Source organism: Alienimonas chondri (genome assembly GCF_013036045.1).
GTDB lineage: Bacteria > Planctomycetota > Planctomycetia > Planctomycetales > Planctomycetaceae > Alienimonas > Alienimonas chondri.
Genome location: NZ_WTPX01000017.1, coordinates 1 through 17789, shown reverse-complemented (window position 1 = coordinate 17789; position 17789 = coordinate 1). Strand labels below are relative to the sequence as shown.

Annotated in this window: 16 protein-coding genes; 8 read left to right on the top strand and 8 right to left on the bottom strand. The window is 68.2% G+C overall.

The annotated features are described in order from the left end of the window. Positions 1–101: 101 nt before the first annotated feature. Both LzC2_RS04315 and LzC2_RS04310 read left to right on the top strand, forming a co-directional pair. The gene (locus tag LzC2_RS04315; protein ID WP_171184141.1) at positions 102–917 is read left to right on the top strand and encodes a YkgJ family cysteine cluster protein; all 816 of its coding nucleotides are present in this window, start codon (positions 102–104) and stop codon (positions 915–917) included. Between the two features lie 200 nt (positions 918–1117). Beyond that, a complete protein-coding gene (locus LzC2_RS04310) occupies positions 1118–1588 on the top strand; it encodes a nucleotidyltransferase (RefSeq protein ID WP_171184138.1) in 471 nt (156 codons plus the stop codon). 11 nt (positions 1589–1599) lie between these two features. Here the strand turns inward: LzC2_RS04310 and ychF are convergent, their stop codons facing one another. From ychF to LzC2_RS04290, 4 genes are all read right to left on the bottom strand, one after another. Beyond that, positions 1600–2688: a redox-regulated ATPase YchF gene (gene ychF, locus LzC2_RS04305; RefSeq protein WP_171184136.1), complete on the bottom strand. Its 1089-nt coding sequence runs from the start codon at positions 2686–2688 to the stop codon at positions 1600–1602. Between the two features lie 220 nt (positions 2689–2908). Then, entirely contained in the window at positions 2909–4024 is a 1116-nt protein-coding gene (locus LzC2_RS04300; RefSeq protein WP_246254743.1) for a dienelactone hydrolase family protein, read from the bottom strand. 223 nt (positions 4025–4247) lie between these two features. After that, complete coding sequence (locus LzC2_RS04295; RefSeq protein ID WP_171184132.1) at positions 4248–5210, bottom strand: SGNH/GDSL hydrolase family protein; 963 nt, start codon at positions 5208–5210, stop codon at positions 4248–4250. Positions 5211–5214: 4 nt separating this feature from the next. Then, positions 5215–6693: an aldehyde dehydrogenase family protein gene (locus tag LzC2_RS04290; protein WP_171184129.1), complete on the bottom strand. Its 1479-nt coding sequence runs from the start codon at positions 6691–6693 to the stop codon at positions 5215–5217. Between the two features lie 269 nt (positions 6694–6962). Here LzC2_RS04290 and LzC2_RS04285 point away from each other — a divergent pair, with 269 nt between their 5' ends. The 4 genes from LzC2_RS04285 (at position 6963) to glmS (ending at position 12472) form a co-directional block, all read left to right on the top strand. Then, complete coding sequence (locus LzC2_RS04285; protein WP_171184127.1) at positions 6963–7736, top strand: flagellar assembly protein FliH; 774 nt, start codon at positions 6963–6965, stop codon at positions 7734–7736. Positions 7737–7793: 57 nt separating this feature from the next. Beyond that, complete coding sequence (locus LzC2_RS04280; RefSeq protein ID WP_171184125.1) at positions 7794–8291, top strand: phage holin family protein; 498 nt, start codon at positions 7794–7796, stop codon at positions 8289–8291. After that, positions 8288–10432, top strand: coding sequence for a DUF3618 domain-containing protein (locus LzC2_RS04275; RefSeq protein WP_171184124.1), 2145 nt, complete (start codon positions 8288–8290; stop codon positions 10430–10432). Before LzC2_RS04280 ends, LzC2_RS04275 begins: the two co-directional genes overlap by 4 nt. Positions 10433–10633: 201 nt before the next feature. Next, complete coding sequence (glmS, locus tag LzC2_RS04270) at positions 10634–12472, top strand: glutamine--fructose-6-phosphate transaminase (isomerizing) (RefSeq protein ID WP_171184122.1); 1839 nt, start codon at positions 10634–10636, stop codon at positions 12470–12472. Between the two features lie 138 nt (positions 12473–12610). On the opposite strand, the gene LzC2_RS04265 is transcribed toward glmS, so the two are convergent. The 4 genes from LzC2_RS04265 to LzC2_RS04250 all read right to left on the bottom strand — a co-directional run bounded on the left by LzC2_RS04265 (position 12611) and on the right by LzC2_RS04250 (position 16032). Beyond that, a complete protein-coding gene (locus LzC2_RS04265; protein WP_171184120.1) occupies positions 12611–13777 on the bottom strand; it encodes a 5-(carboxyamino)imidazole ribonucleotide synthase in 1167 nt (388 codons plus the stop codon). Between the two features lie 84 nt (positions 13778–13861). After that, positions 13862–14356, bottom strand: a complete 495-nt coding sequence (purE, locus tag LzC2_RS04260) for a 5-(carboxyamino)imidazole ribonucleotide mutase (RefSeq protein ID WP_315854527.1) — start codon at positions 14354–14356, stop codon at positions 13862–13864. 78 nt (positions 14357–14434) lie between these two features. Further along, complete coding sequence (locus tag LzC2_RS04255) at positions 14435–14932, bottom strand: hypothetical protein (protein ID WP_171184116.1); 498 nt, start codon at positions 14930–14932, stop codon at positions 14435–14437. After that, on the bottom strand, positions 14929–16032 hold the full coding sequence (locus LzC2_RS04250) for an FAD-dependent oxidoreductase (RefSeq protein WP_171184113.1): 1104 nt from the start codon (positions 16030–16032) through the stop codon (positions 14929–14931). Before LzC2_RS04250 ends, LzC2_RS04255 begins: the two co-directional genes overlap by 4 nt. 447 nt (positions 16033–16479) lie before the next feature. Here LzC2_RS04250 and panB point away from each other — a divergent pair, with 447 nt between their 5' ends. Beyond that, positions 16480–17322 carry a 3-methyl-2-oxobutanoate hydroxymethyltransferase gene (gene panB, locus LzC2_RS04245; protein WP_171184110.1) on the top strand — a complete coding sequence of 281 codons (843 nt, stop codon included), beginning with the start codon at positions 16480–16482 and terminating at the stop codon, positions 17320–17322. 102 nt (positions 17323–17424) lie between these two features. Next, a partial coding sequence (locus LzC2_RS04240; RefSeq protein ID WP_171184108.1) for a hypothetical protein occupies positions 17425–17789 on the top strand: 365 nt, incomplete at its 3' end.

The window sequence follows — 17789 nt, the reverse complement described above, 5'->3', positions numbered from 1 at the left end:
GGGACGGTCCGAGCGGCCGTCGGGAACCGATGAGAACGTCGGACCCTTACCGATCCGGCACGGAACGACGGCGAATGACTCAGAGCCGACCTGCCTCCCCGATGAGCGTGTTCCCCGCGCAATCCGCCGCGGATGACCACGGCGATCGCGCCGCCGGGGACGACGGCCCCACCCTGCTGCCGCTGCCGACGCTCACGGTGTTGAACGGCGCGGGCGGGGGCTGCGGCGGCGAATCCGGGGAAGGCGGCGGCACGCCCTGCGACGACTGCCACGGCGGCTGCTGCCGGAGCTTCGCGGTGCCAGTCACCGGGGCGGACGTATTCCGTCTGACGCGGGAGACGGGCCGTTCCTTCTGGGAGGTCGCCTGCCGCTGGCCGGACCCGGAGGGAAAGATCTCACGCCGCTACGCCCCGGCGTTGCACTTCGCCGACGACCCTTCGGCGTCGACGGTGCTGTGCCTCACCCATGAAGCCAGCGAATCCCTCCCGGGCAGCACGCGGTGTCGTTTTCTGGATGAGACCGCCCCGACCGCAGACCGTCCCCGGGGGACCGGCCAGTGCGGGGTCTACGAGCAGCGGCCGGCCTCCTGCCGATCGTTTCCGATGCGATTCGCCTCGGACGGACATCTGGTGAAGGTGCACGACGTGCCGGCCCGCGGTCGGTCGGGGACGCACCCGGCGTACGACCTCTGCCCCAGGCCGTGGACCGCGGAGGACGTCGATCCGCTGACCGCCCCCGGCGAGTTGGCCGCGGCCCGCTGGGAGATGGACTTCTTCCGCCGCGTCGCCGCCGCCTGGAATCGATCACCCCGGTCGGCGGAGGCGTTCCCGGAGTTCCTCGAAGCCGTCTACGCCGGCCGCATCGCCGACGGCGGGGCGGCCGAGGTGGAGCCGCGGGCGAAGCAACGGGCTGCGTGAGGCGGGTATGGTGTGGCTGTGCAGTTAAAATTCTCTGGAGATCGCAATGTCGCCCGCCGCCCACACCGCTGAACGATTTGCATCGTTCACGGAGGATGATCGCTCCTGGGACGTGGCCTACTGGCAATCGCAGGGGCCGACGGCGATCTTCGACGCAGCTTGGGGCATGATTGTGGACCACGCACTACTGACCCGGCCCAATGCTCCGCAGCCCCGAATTCAGCGAACTATTGAGTATTATGGACCGGCATGAGGTCCGGTATCTGGTGATTGGCGGGTATGCGGTGATGCTCTATGCGGAGCCGCGGTGGACGAAGGATCTCGACCTATGGATCGCGTTGGACGAGACGAACGCACACGCAGTCTTTTCTGCACTTAAAGAGTTCGGCGCTCCGCTCTCCGGCCTCTCTGCGTCGGATTTTTCGACCCCGGGGTATTTCTACCAGATGGGGCGCCCGCCGCTGCGCGTGGATCTCATGATGGAAATCCCCGGCGGCGACTTTGAATCCGCTTGGTCGCGCAGGAACACAGTGCAGGTCGGCGATCAACACGTCCACTTTATTTCGCGCGAGGATCTCATCACGGTGAAGAGGGCCGCCGGGCGTGAACAGGATCTGCGAGACGCCGAGGCCATCGAACAGGCCGCGGCGGCGGAGGGAGATGCTGGCTGATCAACGACCGCTCAGCCGTTGTGCAGGAAGTGGCAGACGTCGCCGTCCTGCATCACGTATTCCTTCCCTTCGACCCGCAGGCGGCCGGCTTCGCGGATCGCCTTTTCGCTTTTGAACTCTTCCAGGTCCGCGACGCTGTAGGTCTCGCAGCGGATGAAGCCGCGTTGGATGTCGGTGTGAATCTGACCGGCGGCCTCCGGGGCGGTGGCGCCGACCGGCACCGTCCAGGCCCGCACTTCCTTCGGACCGGCCGTGTAGAAGCTTTGCAGCCCCAGCGTGCGATACGCGGCCCGACTGAGGGCCGCGAGCGCCGGCTCGTCCAAACCGACGTCCTCCAACATCTCCGCCCGGTCTTCCTCGTCCAGCTCCGCCAGTTCGCTTTCGAGTTGGGCGCACACCGGCACGACGTCCGCCCCGTCCTTCGCGGCGAACTCCCGAACCGCCTGCACCAGCGGACCCTCGCCGGCGGGGTCGGTGTCGTCCACGTTCGCGATGTACAGCACCGGCTTCGCCGTCAGGAACGCGAAGCCCCGCAGCAGCTTGCGCTGTTCCTTGTCTTCCAACTGAAGGCTCCGCACCGGCTGCTCCTCGTTCAACACGGCCCCAACCTGCTCCAGCAGGGCGAGCTTCGCCTTGGCTTCCTTGTCGCCCCCGCGGGCCAGCTTGGCGGACTTCAGGCTCGCCGATTCGACCATTTGCAGGTCGGAGAGCAGCAGCTCGGTTTGAATCGTCTCGATGTCGCGGACTGGGTTCACGTCGCCGTCGACGTGGGTGACCTCCCCTTGGAAGCACCGCACGACATGGCAGACGGCGTCCACGTTTCGGATGTGGGAGAGGAACTTGTTGCCCAGTCCCTCGCCGGTGCTGGCGCCCTTCACGAGGCCGGCGATGTCCACCAGTCGCACGCTGGCGGGGATTACCTTCTGCGAGGTGATGAAGGACTGGATGACGTCCAATCGCGGGTCCGGCACCGGCACCACGCCGACGTTCGGTTCGATCGTGGCGAACGGGTAGTTCGCGGCGAGCGCCCCGGCCTGGGTGAGGGCGTTGAACAGGGTGGACTTGCCGACGTTCGGCAGACCGACGATGCCGGCTTCCATGGGAGAGACTTGAGAGGCGTGGCGGTGGGAGCGGCGGCGGAGAGTACCCGAGCATCGCCCCCACCGGCAGGGTGACGGACCCTATGGGGGAACGTCCCGTTCGATTTCATCGACCTCGGGAGGCGACCCGTTGCTCGCAGCCCGCGATCGACGGCCGAGTTTGTTTTGAGGAGGCCGCTTCCGTTGATCAATTCTTCGATGACCGCCGCGGCGAACGGCATTACCGGCCGGTCTGCGGCTCGGCTTCGGGGCGAAGGAATCGTTCGAGGAACGCCGCGATCTGAGCGTTTGACGTGTCGTCCGGCGCATGGGATTCGCGATTCGTCATCGCGACGCGGTTCTCATGTCCGAGCAGGCGATTCACCGCGACGCTGCGGTTGAGCGCTTGCCATCGTCGGGGGGGATCCACCGCGCCGCCGGACACGAGGAACGGCCGCGGCGCCATCAGGGCGTGCAGCTCGTGCAGGTTCCGCCCTTGCCTCATGAGCTTTGGATAGAGTCCAAACGCCGGGTTCTCCGGCGTGGGGACGCCGGAAGCGGCCCGCGCACGGCCGGCGCCCCAGCGTCGATGCGACGGCGGGACATCATCGTCCAGATCGTCCGCGGACTCGTCCGACGACTCTGCAGACGGCGGGGTCGGTTCATAGCCCAGGTACCAGGGCTCCCAGTAGTTGACGTCCGAAAAGCTCTCATCGAAGACGATACCGGGATCGGACCAGACGCCGCAGGCGAACTTCTCGTACAGGCAGGCCGCGAACATCGCCCATTTGCCGCCGTAGGAGTGTCCGACGACGGCGACGCGATCCGCGTCCACTTCCAGTCGCGACGCGAGAACGTGGTACGCGTTGGCCGCGCCGTAGGCCAACGCGGAGAGCGGCTGTAGCTGGGCGTCGTCTCGGGAGGGGTAGTAGAGAGACGGCTGCTTTCCCACCGAAAGCGTGACGAACCCCCGACGAGCCAGTTGACGGGCAAAATCGCGGTGCGGCGTGCCCTCGCCGATGGCCGTTTCCGGCTCGTAGAACACGACGAGCGCCGCGGGGCGTCGGCCCTCCCCGGGCGGAATCAGCAGGTAGCCTTCCGTCGTATGTCCCGGCGCCAGATCGAAGCGGATCGTGTGCTGCACATAGCCGTCCTGCTGCGTCGTGCGCAGCGTTTCGACCCGCGGGCGCTCGATGACGGGAGGCCAGGGCCCCAGGAGGCGTCGCCAGTCCTGCAGGATCTCCTGTCGACGCTTCGTCCACTCGGCGGGCGTCTTCACCGGCCGGCCGTCATTGAAGAGGAGTGGAGACCGATAGTCGCCATCGTCGCCGACGAATCGCGGGGGCGGGGCGAACATCGAGCCGCCATTCTCGACCTGCGATCCGCTTGGGAGCGCGTCATCGGCCGGCGAAGCCGCCGGCGGCTCTCCGCCCAGCACGAGCATCGAAATCGACGTCCACAGACTCAGATGCGCTGCAAGATTGAGGAGCATGTGGAACCTCTGGCGAGTGGAGGGGCGCCCGGAGAGGCGACCGACGTTTGGGCATGGGGATGTCCGGCGTGCGACATCGTTCCGTATCTCAAGGTGCGACTTCCATCGAAGGGGGAGTGCTTGCGGGAGGAGGCAAGGCCGCACCGACCGCCGCCCAGATCGCCTCCGCCATCGCCGCGTGGCCGGCGGGGGTGAGGTGCAGGCCGTCGCTCGTCGCGTGCGGGGCGAACAGCACGTCGGCGAGCACGTGCCGGGGGATCAGGGGGACGCCCGCCGCGGTACAGGCCTCCCGCTGGGCACGCCCGTAGGCGCCATGCATCGGCGGGAGCGGCAGCCCGACGGCGACGACCGTCCCGCCGCGCTCCGCGGCCCGGCGTTTCAGTCGCTCCAACAGCGTGCGCAGATCGGAACGGAACGCTCCCGTGTTCGTGTCGCCCAAAACGTCGTTCCCGCCCAGTTCCAGCAGCAGCACGCCGCCGCTCTCGGGGACGTCCCAACCGGGATCGTTCAGTGCATTCGAGACGCGGGCGCCGGGGACGGCTCGCACGATGACGGGGACGTCGTGCGTTTCGCCCAGCAGCTCCGGCCAAAGCGCCGATTCCCGTCCGACCCCGGCGGTGAGGGAGTCGCCGATGACCACGAGTTCCCGCTCCGCCGCCTGCGGGACGGTGGGCGGGAGTCGCCACGACAGTTCCCAGCCCGCTCCCCACAGCACGCACGCCGACAGCGTCGCCGCGGAGCCGTATCGCCAGCCCGCCTGCCATGTCGGGCGGGCGGCGAAGGTCCACCACGCCGTGATGCAGAACGCGAACCCGTACCACCACCGCGGCAGCGGGGCGGCGCTGAAGATCAGCAGCAGCGTGCCCAGCACGGCCGCGAACACGCCGCCGCGGCTCCATCGTTCCGCCCGTCGCCCGGCCGGGGCATCGCGGGCGAACCCCGCCCGCAATCGCAGGCCGACGGCGACGAGCAGCAGACCGCAAGCGGTGAAGAACGCCCCGCCGCCCGCGAAGTGACCGAGGACGGCGTCGAGCAGCGGGCTTCCGGTCATCGGCTCAGTCCCGCAATGCCGCCGGGAGGCGATCGTTGCGGACGTTGTCGTAGCAGGCGAGGCGGGTGAAACGCGTCATCGATGCCGGAATGCCGACCGCGGTGAAGTGGGGATGTCCGCTGGCTGGATAGGGGCCGCCGTGGTTCATCGCCGGGACGACCGCCACGCCGGTGGGCATCTTGTCGTTCAACAACCGGCCGCACCTGCGACGCAGGATCGCGGCGAGCGGGCCGTACTCCGCGTCGTCGGCGCCGTGGGTGTCGCTGTAGATCGTCGCGGTCAGTTGCCCATGCAGGGTGCGGGCGATGGCGAGGCGCTGCTCCGCATCCGTGCGGGTGACCAGCAGGGAGGCCGGGCCGAAACACTCCGTCTGGAAGGCGTTCGGGTCTTCGAGGAACCGCTCGCCGGGGACGGCCAGCACGGTGTTCGGGTAGCGATAACCGGGTTCGTCGGGGGACGGCGCCGAGGGCAGCACGTTCGCCCCGGCCTTCCGCAGCGTCTTGGTTCCCTCTTCGAGTCCCGTCACCACCGCTTCCGAGAGCAGCGGCGGGGTCGGGGCGGCATCGAACTTCTCTTGAAGCTGCGAGGCGAACTTGGTGGTCGCCTCGCCCGCCGGCAGCACGACGATCCCCGGTTGGGTGCAGAACTGTCCGCCGCCCAGCAGGGCGCTGGTGGTAAGTTCGTCGACGATTTCCTCGGCTCGCTCCTCCAACGCCCCCGGCAGGATGAACAGCGGGTTCACGCTGCCGAGTTCGAAGTGACCGACCGTGCCGGTCTCATCGCACGCGGCCTTGATCGACAGCCCGGCCCGTTGCGATCCGGTGAAGGCGACCGCCGCGATCCGAGGATCACGGACCAGCTTCAAGCCGTCCTCCGGTGTGCAGTCGTAAAAGAAGCTCACCCACCCGTCCAGCAGGCCGACGGCCTTTGCGGCTTCCTTCATCAACGCCGCCAGATCGCGGCAGGTGGCGGGGTGATGGGGGTGCCCCTTGGCGATCACCGGGCAGCCGGCGCCGATCGCGGCGGCGAAGTCTCCGCCACATACGCCGTTGAAGGCGAAGGGGAAGTTGTTCGGACCGATCACCACCGTCGGGCCGAGCGGTTCGAGGATCGACCGAATATTGCCGTCGGAGATCGTCGGTCGCGCCCAGGCTCCGTCGCGGACCGCGGCGGCGGCCTGCCGAAGCTGCCCGCTGGTGCGGGGGATCTCGCCGTTCTTCAAACGACCTTCTTCCGGCAACCCGGTCTCCCGGGCCGCGACGGCCGCGAGGCTGGCGGCGTTCGCGTCGATCCGGTCCGCGTACGCCTCCAAGAAGGCAGCGACCGTGTCCGCTTCGGCCCCGACTTCAAACGCCGCGGCGGCGTTCCCGGCGAGTTCGTCCAACACGGCCCACGTCGCGATCGGAAAGTCGGCGTCGAGCGCTTCCCCGGTGGCAGGATCGAACGCGGAAAAGCCGGTGGAGCCGGGATCAGACGAGGACATATCGATCGCGATGCGGATTGAGAAGAGTTTGCGGGTCCGGGGCATCCTGTCGGCGATCGCCGGCTCGGGCAACAGCGGTGGCTGTGCGACGCCCGGCCGTCCTGGCCGGGGGGCGACCATCGGCGGGGATCAGAACCGCTTCTGATACGGATTTTGGAGTTTGGCACGGAATTTGACTCTCTGCATGCCACGGAGGCCGACTCGCCTTTCGCAGAGGCCGACCCGCCGGCCTACCGCTCAACAGAATTCCGAACCACATCCGACGAACAATGCCCGCTACCCAGCCCCCCCCGACCGACAAGGCTAAGGACCAGTTGGCCGCCGGCCGCGACGAGCTTTCGCAGAAGACTGCCCAAGCCAAGTCCGCCGCGACCGACGCCGCCCAGCAGGCCGGCTCTGAAGCGTCCGCCGCGGTGGATCAGGCCGGCGCCGCCTTGTCCGACGCCGCTAAGCAGGCGAAAGACCGCGCCGGCGACCTGGTCGGTTCTGCGAAACAGGAAGCCTACGCCAAGGCCGCCGAAGCTCAGTCTTTCATGCGGCAGAGGGTGGCCGAGGCCACCGAGACCGGCAAGAAGAAAGCGGCCGGCGAGGTGAACACCTACGGCAGCGCGATCTCCAAGGCCGCCGAAGAGTTGGAGAAGAACGACGACCCCGCCGCCCCCGTCGTGCGGGCCGCCGCGGACAAGGTGCAGTCCTTCGGGAGCTACCTGGACAGTCGCAACACCGGCGATCTGATTGATCAGGCGGAGAACTTCGCCCGTCGCCATCCCGAGGTCGTGCTCGGCGGCATGTTCGTGCTCGGACTGGGCTTGGCTCGGTTCTTCAAGAGCACCCGCGGTTCCGAATCCTCGTCCCACAGCTACGCCTCGAACTCCTCGACGGGCTCCGGCTACGCCCCCCCGCAGTACGGCGGCGGATACAGCGGCAGCACCTCCGGCGGTTACGGCGGCGCCCCCGCGCGGCTTTCGAATCCCGCTCCGAACCGCGGCGCGGTGACGGTGCTGGAAGAGACCTCCACCGTCGTGCCTGCGAATCCCAAATAGTCCGGCTTCGGCCTATCGATCCAGCCTCTCTCCGCCGTTCTCAGTCCCTCTCCCCACATGTCCATCGACGCCCCCACCGCACCGCCGCCGCCCACCCGTGACGACGGCCGTTCACTCGCTGACTTGCTGAAAGACCTGCGGGACGAGAGCACCACGCTGGTCCGGCAGGAAGTCGCCCTCGCCAAAACGGAACTGTCCGAAAAGGCTGCGATCTACGGTCGAAACGCCGGAAAGATCGCCGCCGGAGCCGCGTTGGCGTTCGCGTCCGCGGTGGCTCTGCTGCTCGCTCTGGCGACCGCGGCGTACTTCGTAGTCATCGCGATCGGCGGCGGCGAGGACGCGGACGAATGGGTCCATTGGGTCGCCGGGGCCGTGGGCTTCGTCGGCGTCCCGGCCCTCGCTCTGGCGATCGGTGCGTTCTTGATCAGGTCGGCCGTCGACAAGATCTCGTCCACCAGCCCGGTGCCGAACCAGACGATCGCCAGCGTGAAGGCGGATGCCCGGCACGTCGGCCACGATATCCAAGAGCTTAAACAGAAAGTCACCCCCCGATGAATACTGCCCCTCAACCCAACGCCAAGCCGTACACCGACGGCGTTCCGCCCGAGCGAGCGGCTCAGCGGCCGGATTCGCCGGCCAACCCGGCCACCCCGCCGGCCTACCCGGAGGAAACCTCCAGCGGAGAAATCCGCGCGGATATCGCCCGGACGCGGTCCGAGATGGACGGCACGCTCGACCAACTCGGCGAACGGCTGCGTCCCGCGGCCCTCATCGACGACGCCGCCGATTTCGCGAAAAGCTGGTTCGGTCTCGGCACGACCTCCGCGGCCGCTCGCACGACCGCACAGCCGGTCTATGAGGAGCGCGTGCTTGAAGACGGCACCCGCGTCCAGGTCCGGCAGGAAGGGACGGTCGCCAGCGGCCCCGCGGACCTGCTCGGGTTCGGAGACGTCTACAAGTCGGGATCGAAGCTGATCAGTACGGTCGGCGATGCGATTCGCGAGAATCCGACCGCCACGGCGATTTGCGCGGCCGGCCTCGCCTATGCGTTCTTCGAAGATCCGCTCAAGAAAACCGCCCGCCGGCAGTACCGCCGCTGGACCTACGAGGGGAACCCGGAGCCTCGCCAGTACAGCGGTTCCTACGTCGACGCCCGCACCGGTCTCCCGTACAGCGAGAATTACGGCGCCGGCTATCGGAACCCGCGGGCCACGAGCTCCGATTCCTCTTCCTCCGGCGGTTCATGGAGCGATGCGGCCGGGCACTGGTACGACGAGGCCGGCAACCAGATCGCCGCCGCGGGCACCAGCGTGGCGAACTCGCTCTCCGCCGCGGTGAGTTCCGTCTCGGGGGCGTTCTCCTCCGGAGCCGAGGCGACCGCGGACACCGCCGCCTCCGCCGGCGCTACGGTCCAGCGGTACGCGGCGAACACCTCCCGCGACGTGACGGTGCAAGCCGGTCGCGTGACGGACACGGCCACCGGCGCCCTGTTGCATGCCGGCAGCAAGGCCAAGGACGGGACGTTCTCCGCCGCGCAAACCTCGGCCGACGCCGCCGGCAACGTGTACGACAAGGCGACCGGCGCCCTGCTATATGCGGGGAGCAGCGCCGCGGAGGCGGCTCGCTCCGCGGGGAAGAACGTCAAGGTGACGGCCGGAAACGTTTACGACGCGACCAGCGACACCCTGCTCCACGCGGGGGCGGAAGCGAAGGACGGCGTCGTGAAGGCCGGCGAAACCTTCGCCGACGCGGCCGGGAACGTGTATCACGCGACCACCGGCGCGTTCCTCTATGCCGGCAGCGCCGCGGCTCATGCCGCCCGCGAGGCCGGCCGCAGCGTGAAGGTGACGGCCGGCAACGTGTACGACGCGGCCACCGGTGCCCTGTTGCACGCCGGGTCCGAGGTGAAGGACGGCGCCTATCACGCTGCCGACTACGTCGCCGACTGCACGGGCAACTGCTACCACGCCACGACCGGGGCGTTGTTGTATTCCGGTTCCGCGATCGCCGACGCGGCACGTTCGGCTTCCTCGTCCGTTTCGCACTTCGCGGAGGACGCCTATCACTCGGCCGGCGCGCTCGGCCATCAAGCCCTGGAGAAAACCGTGGACGGTTACGAAGCCACCAAAGATCGATTCGACCGCGGCGTGCAGGAGAACCCGCTGGCCGTGGGCCTCGGATTCCTCGCCGCCGGCCTGTTGGCCGGGTTCGTCGTGCCTCGCACCCGGGCGGAGAACCGTCTGATGGGGCCGTCCCGCGATCGCTTGGTCGATCAGGCGGGGCACTCCGCCGAAGCGGTTCTTCACCAGGCGAAGCAGTCCGCCGCCCAGGCGATGGGCATGACGCTGGACGAGATGGAACGCCAGGGTCTCACCCCGAAGGATCTCGTCGACAAGGCGGCGCACCTCGCGCAGAACGCCGGTCGTCAGATGGGTTCGGACCTGAGCCACGCCGCAAAGGCCGAAGGACTGGATCCGGCCGGGCTGAAGGGCCGGGCGTCCGCGGTGGCGGACGCCGCCACGTCTGGCGCCAAAATGGCCGCCGCCGAGGTCGCCGACAAAGCCGCGTCCGAGGCCCAGAACGTCGAAGGACAAGCCGAGAGCGAAGCCGATCACCTCAAGGGCAAAGCGGAATCGAAGGCTCAAAACGTCGCCGACGCCGCCAAGAACAAGGTCCGCGAGACGGTCAACGCCTGACGCCGACCGGCTGGGCGGGGCTCGCCTCGCCGTCGATCGCCCGCCCCGTCGCGATCCCCTTCGCGGCGGGGCGTTCGTCTGCGCGGTCCGATGAGAAACTGGATGTGGTCGGGGTTGCGTTCCGGTGCTAGGTTGCGACGAACCCGGGGTTGATCCGGGGCCGAACGCCGCCTTCAATAGCAACGATCAGGGACGCCACCGATGTGCGGGATTGTGGGATACCTCGGCGATCAGGAAGCCGAAGACGTGCTGCTCGCCGGTCTGCGGCGGCTCGAATATCGCGGCTACGACAGCGCCGGCCTCGTCACCGTGCACGAGGACGGCTTCGACCTGCGGCGCTCCGTCGGGCGGGTGGAACGCCTGAAGAATCTCTGTGACGAACAGCCGGTTCGCGGCTCGCTCGGCATCGCCCACACCCGCTGGGCGACGCACGGTCGCCCGACACAGGAGAACGCGCACCCCCACGTCGATGCGGCCGGCAAGGTGGTGCTGGTTCACAACGGGGTGATCGAGAACCATGCCGCGATCCGGGACTTCCTCAAGAAGCAGGACGTCACCTTCCGCAGCGAGACGGATACTGAAGTCCTCGCCCAACTCGTCGGCTTCTTCTACAGCCAGACCGGCGACCTGCTGGAAAGCGTCCGCCGGGGACTGTTGGAGGTGCGGGGCACCTTCGGGATCGCGGTCGTCTCCCCGGACGCCCCGCACACGCTGATCGCCGCCCGCCGCGGTTCGCCGCTGCTGGTGGGGCAGGCCGACGGCGCCTATTTCATCGCGTCCGACGCCGCCGCGATCGCCGGGCAGGCGGTCCGAGTGAGCTATCTGGACGACGACGAGATCGTCCGCCTCGGCCCGGACGGCATGACCGCCGGGACCATCGACGACGTGCCGGTCGAGAAGCGATTCGAAGAACTGGAGATGGCGATCGAGGATGTGGAGCTGGACCACACGGGGTTCGAGCATCACATGCTCAAAGAGATCTACGAGCAGCCGGACGCCCTCACCAACACCCTCCGCGGCCGCCTGCGGGAGGGCTCGGACAAGGTCACGCTGGGCGGACTGTCGCTGATCGCCCGCGAGCTGCCGCGGACCGAACGCATGCTGCTGATGGGGTGCGGCACGGCATGGCATGCCGGGCTGATCGGGGAGTATCTGTTTGAAGAACTCGCCGGCATCCCCTGCGAAGTCGAGTACGCCAGCGAGCTGCGGTATCGCAATCCGATCGTGTTGAAGAACACGCTCGCGGTGGCCGTCAGCCAGTCGGGCGAGACGGCGGACACCCTCGCGGCCCTCCGCGAAGTGCAGACCCGCGGCGCCCGCGTGCTGGGCGTGGTGAACACCGTGGGCAGCACGATTGCCCGGGAGACGGACGCCGGCGTCTACCTGCACGTCGGGCCGGAGATCGGCGTGGCCAGCACCAAAGCGTTCACCGCGCAGGTCGCCGTGCTGGCGATGATGGCCCTGGACCTCGGCCGACGTCGGCACCTTTCGCCGGAGCGTACCGTCGCGCTGGCTGAGGAACTGATGACGATCCCGGACAAGATCCGCACCGCCCTCGACCTCGACGACGAAGTGAAGGCGCTCGCGGAGAAGCTCGTCGAGCGAGACAACTGGCTCTACCTCGGCCGCGGCGTGAACTTTCCCGCGGCGTTGGAGGGGGCGTTGAAGCTGAAGGAAATCAGCTACATCCACGCCGAGGGACTGCCCGCCGCGGAGATGAAACATGGCCCGATCGCCCTGATCGACGACGGCATGCCGGTGGTCGTCATCGCCCCGCAGGACCACACCTACGAGAAGGTGCTGAGCAACATCGAGGAGGTGAAGTCCCGCAAGGGCCGCGTGATCGCCGTCGTCAGCGAAGGCGACACCGAGGTCTGCCGCATTGCGGACGAGTGCCTATACGTCCCCAAGACCGAGCCGCTGCTCTCCCCGCTGGTGACCAGCGTGCCGCTGCAACTGCTCGCCTACCACTGCGCGGTGCTGCGGGGGCTCGACGTGGACAAGCCGCGGAATCTGGCGAAGAGCGTGACCGTCGAGTGAACCGATGGTCGGCGTCGAGCCCCGACCGTCAGGGAGTGGGCCGCTCACACGAGTTCGATTTTCAGCTCCCTCCCGCGGGGCAGCTCGGTCGTTATTGAACGCGGCAGAGCGGCCGCCTCCCTGACGGTCGGGGCTCATTCAGGCCGATGCCGTCAGTCGCTCCCGGGCGGCGAGCACACGCCTCGCAGCAGCCTCCGGATCGCCCGCGGTCGCGGTGAGGTGCCCCATCTTGCGTCCCGGCTTCGCGTCGTCCTTGCCGTAGAGATGTAGGGCGACGTCGGGGAAGTCGTGCAGCATCCCCGCCCAATCGGGTTCGCCAGTTTCTCCTCGCGAAGCGGGCCACAGATCGCCCAGCAGGTTCGCCATCGCGCCGGCGCTGCGTGGGCTGGGGTCCCCCGGCGGGAGGCCGGCGGTCACGCGGACCTGTTGGTCGAACTGGCTCACGCCGCAGGCTTCGATCGTGACGTGTCCGCTGTTGTGCGGGCGGGGGGCGAGTTCGTTGACGACCAGATCGCCGGCGGGGGTGAGGAACAACTCAACCGTCAGCAGCCCGACCGCGTTCAATGCCTCTGCCATCCCCGCGGCGATGCGTATCGCCTCCGCGGTGACGACCGGGTCGACCCGGGCCGGGAAAAGGGTGAGGTCCAGCACCCCGTTCACGTGGTCGTTCTCGAACGGGCCGTGCACCCGCACCGTTCCGTCCGGCCAACGGGCGGCGATCGCAGACAGTTCGAGGGCAAACTCCACCCGCCCCTCCAATACGCAGGGGACGCCGCCGAGCGACTCCCACGCGGCCAGCAGATCGTCGCCGTCGCCCAGCCGCACCTGTCCCTTGCCGTCGTAGCCGTCGCGGGCCGTCTTCAGAATCGCCGGCCGGGCGATAGTGGGGGCCGCGGTCGCCTGTTCTTTCGTGCTGACCTCCCGCCAGGGGGCCGTGGCGAAGCCAGCGTTCGCTGCGGCTGTTTTCTCCCTGCGGCGGTCCTGAGCGACGGCGAGAACGTCGGCGCCGGGTCGGACTGGCCGCGGCGGCGAAAACCCGGCGAGCTTCCGCAGCGTCGCGGCGGGGACGTTTTCGAACTCGACCGTGACCGCGTCGGCCGACGCCGCGAAGCGTTCTCGGGCCGCCTCGTCGCCGAAAGGCGCGATCGAGCGGACGTCCGACGCCCGCACCGCCGGTTCGTCGACGTCCTGCGCCCAGCAATGCACCCGATACCCGTGTCGCTGGGCGGAGTGGGCGAACATCCGCCCCAACTGTCCGCCGCCGAGGACGCCGAGGGTCGAACCGGGGGGCAGGGCGTCGGACATCGCAACCGGGCGTGAGACCGGAGCGCAAGCTCCGGAAGTGAGGCGGGAACACGCGGCCGGAGCTTGCGCTCCGGTCTCACGCCGTCAACCGGCCTGCTCCGGGGGGAACAGATCCTCATCCGTCAGCTCGCGGGTCGCGGCGACGGAGGCGGTCTGGTCGGCGTGATAGTCGGCCAGTTTCGCGGCGAGGGATTCGTCCGACAACGCCAGCACCCGCACCGCGAGCAACGCCGCGTTCTTCGCCCCGCTCGTGCCGATGGCGAGGGTTCCGACCGGCACCCCGCCCGGCATCTGCACGATGGAAAGCAGCGAATCGAGTCCGCTCAGCGCCCGCGACTGCACCGGCACGCCGAGCACCGGCAGCGTCGTGCTCGCCGCCAGCATCCCCGGAAGATGCGCCGCCCCGCCGGCCCCGGCGATGATGACCTTCAGTCCTCGATCGGCCGCCTGCTTGGCGTATTCGACCAGCCGATCCGGCGTGCGATGAGCGGAGACGACCTCCGCCTCGAACGGCACGTCGAACTGCTTCAGGATCTCCGCGGCGGCCCGCATCGTGGGCAGATCGCTGCGCGACCCCATGACGACGCCGACGAGGGGAGGGGACTGCTCTGTCTTCATCAGTACAGAGTAACGCAGAGGCCCCGCGGGGCCTCTGCGTTACGGCTCGGTGATGAGCGTCGAGAGATCGAACTGCTGCTCGAGACGAAGAACTCGCGTGAGCATGAACCACTCATCAGGATCCTCGTGCAACTCTTCGATTTGCCTATCCCAACAGGCCCAGTAAAGGAATTCCCACCCGTGGATGCTTCGATCTCTCCACAATGTGAGAAGAGTAAGTCGGATCGTTCCCTGAGCGAATTGCCATGTCTCGTCGGTTGGCGCGATGAAGCGATAGGCATCTTCCAACGAATGGAACACGAAGCTACCAAGGGCTCGCTTTCCCTCGTCCGACAATTCGCCATCGGCGAGAAGTACGAGGTAGGCCGGCAGGTGAGCGTGGCGATCTTCCGTGTAAGGGTGAGTGTGCTCCCAACTCTGATCCGTGAAATAGTCGGAATTCGCATCGACGCCGAGGCGGGCCATCACCTCGACTGCACCATCGGGGCAGGCGTACCGGAGGTCGCGTCGCAATGTGACCGGCGTCGCGTCGCTCACTCGATCCCCTGCGCCCCGAGCCAGCGTTCCGCGTCGAGGGCGGCCATGCAGCCGGTGCCGGCGGCGGTGCAGGCTTGGCGGTAGTAGTCGTCCGCCACGTCGCCGGCGGCGAACACGCCTTCCACGCTGGTGTTCGTGCGGAAGGGGACCGTCCAGACGAGGTATTTCTTGTCCGTCGTCTCGAGTTGCCCGTCGAGGAACGCCGTGTTGGGCGTGTGGCCGATCGCGGCGAAGTAGCCGCTGACGTCCAGCGTTTCGGTGCGGTCGCTGTCCTTGGTGCTGCGGATGACGACGCCGTTGACGCCTTCGTCGTCGCTGCCGAGCACCTCGTCGACGACGGAGTTCCACTTCACCGTGATCTTCTCGTTGGCCAGCACGCGCTCCGCCATGATCTTGCTGGCGCGGAACTCGTCCCGGCGATGCACGATATAGACCGGATCGCAGAACTTGGTGAGGTAGGTCGCTTCCTCCATCGCGCTGTCGCCGCCGCCGACGACCACCACGCCCTTGCCGCGGAACCGGGGCAACGCTCCGTCGCAAACGGCGCAAGCGCTGACGCCCTTGTTCTTGTAAGCGTGCTCGCTGTCGAGGCCCAAGTAATTCGCCCGGGCGCCGGTGGCGATGATGACCGAATGGGCCTGCACCGTTTTGCCGGAGGCCGTGGTGAGGGTGAAGGGCCGCTGGCTGAAGTCGACGCTAGCGACGTCGTCGGTGACGACGCGGGTGCCGAAGTTCTTGGCCTGACGCCGCATCAGCGTCATCAACTGCGGACCGGTGATCGCCTCCTGATCGGGGCCGCCGTCGGGCAGCATCGCCCGCTCTTTGTCCGTCAAGGCGGTCTCGAGATACTGCGAGAGATCGCCGGCCGGCCAGGAGGGAAAGTTTTCGACCTCGGTCGTCAGCGCCAACTGACCGAGCGGCAGGGTGCCGTTGGCGTAGTTCTCCGCGGAGTTCGCCCCCTCGAAGCAGAGCGGATGCAGCTCCGCCCGACTGGCGTAGATCCCCGCCGCCCAACCGGCCGGGCCGCTGCCGACGATCACCAGCTTTTCGACTTCGGAGCCGAATTCGACCGGGCCTTCGTCCGGGGTGGGGGCTGACATCAGGGAACCGTCCTGTCTCAAATGCGGGTCAATCCAACCGCCCGGTGAACCCGGGTCGGGCGGCCGATGTCGGACGCGTCCAAATCGGGCGCGGCGGGGGCGGACGCGGTGGGGCGGGGCACGATAGTTCGCCCGTCGAACCCCGACAACGGCCGTCGCGCAACGCTGACGGCAGATCGGCCTGCGCACAAAACAAGCCCCCGACGACATGACGTCGCCGGGGGCCGCGTCGACCTCGCCCGATTGCGGGCCGGCTCACGGGCGAGGGACGGCTGGAACAATCACGCAATCGCGGGGCCGGTCACGGGTCGGAATACCGGCGCCAGGCCGTAAGTTGTTGGCGTGTATCTGGATATAGTGATTGTTTTCGGCTTGTCGGGACTGGGCGTTTCCGAAGCAGGCGAGCTAGGTGATCGTCGGGCTGCCGACTTCTCGTACACTGGGACCATGAATGACTCGGTTCCGACCATAGCGAACGCCCTTCCTCGGAAGCCCGTGACGGTTCCGCGGTTCTTCTCCGCGAAAGCGGAAGGGCGGAAGCTCGCGGTGCTGACCGCCTACGACGCCCTGACCGCTCAGCTGTTCGAGTCCGCCGGCGTCGACGCCTTGCTGGTCGGAGATACCGTCGGGGTAATCGTGCAGGGACACGACACGACGCTGCCGGTGACCGTCGATCAGATGGTCTATCACACCGCGGCCGTCGTTCGCGGTCGCGATGCCGGCGGCGGGCGGGCGCTGGTGATCGCAGACTTGCCGTTTCTCTCCTATCAGACAGGAATCGCGGATGCCGTTCGCAATGCGGGGCGGATGCTGAAGGAGACCGGTTGCGGGGCGGTCAAGCTGGAGGGGGGCGGTTCCGACCACGCGGAGACGATCGCCGCGATCGTCACCGCGGGCGTACCGGTGATGGCCCACATCGGGTTGAAGCCGCAAAGCGTGCATGTCGTCGGCGGTCATCGGGTGCAGCGGGACACGGAGGCGTTGGTGGCCGACGCCGTCGGAGCCGAAGCGGCCGGGGCGTTCGCGATCGTGCTCGAACTGATGCACGGCGACGCGGCAAAGGCTGTGACCGAGGCCGTCGGCATTCCCACGATCGGCATCGGAGCCGGCCCGCACTGCGACGGCCAGGTCCTGGTGGGAGCGGACATGCTCGGGATGAATCCCGGGTTCGCACCGAAGTTTCTCAAGCGGTACGCCGATCTCGCCGGCGTGATGACGGAGGCTGCCTCCGCATACTGCGACGAAGTCCGTGACGGCCGTTATCCGACCGCGGAGCACACACACGGTTGAGGGAACTGTCGAAGGCAGGATGGAAGCGGGCTTCCCTCGCGCCCGAAGGGAGTTCTACAACGACCGGTTCTCCCCGAACGCCCCATCTTTCGAGTCGACCCCGTGCGCACGGACGCCACGCGGATCCCACCCGCCCTCACCCGCCTCGCTACGGTTACGCAGACCGCGGCGAATCGTGCCTGGCAGGCTGCCACGGAACACGCCGCGACCGGCCCCGCGGCGGCCGGGGCGCTGGCCGGCGGGGCGCTCGCCTGCGTATGGATGCAGTGGACGTTGCGATTCGGCGGCGATCCCGCGGTGACGTTCGGCGGACGCGCCGCCGTGTTGTGCGGGCTTGTCGGCGCCTGGGCGCTCGGCCGCCGGACGACGGCGCCGATCGCCGTCGCGGGTCCGCTGTTCGCCGCGGCGCTCGCCGTGACCCCGCTGTTGGCGACCGCTGCGGAGTGGGTCTCGGCCGCCCGTCAGCC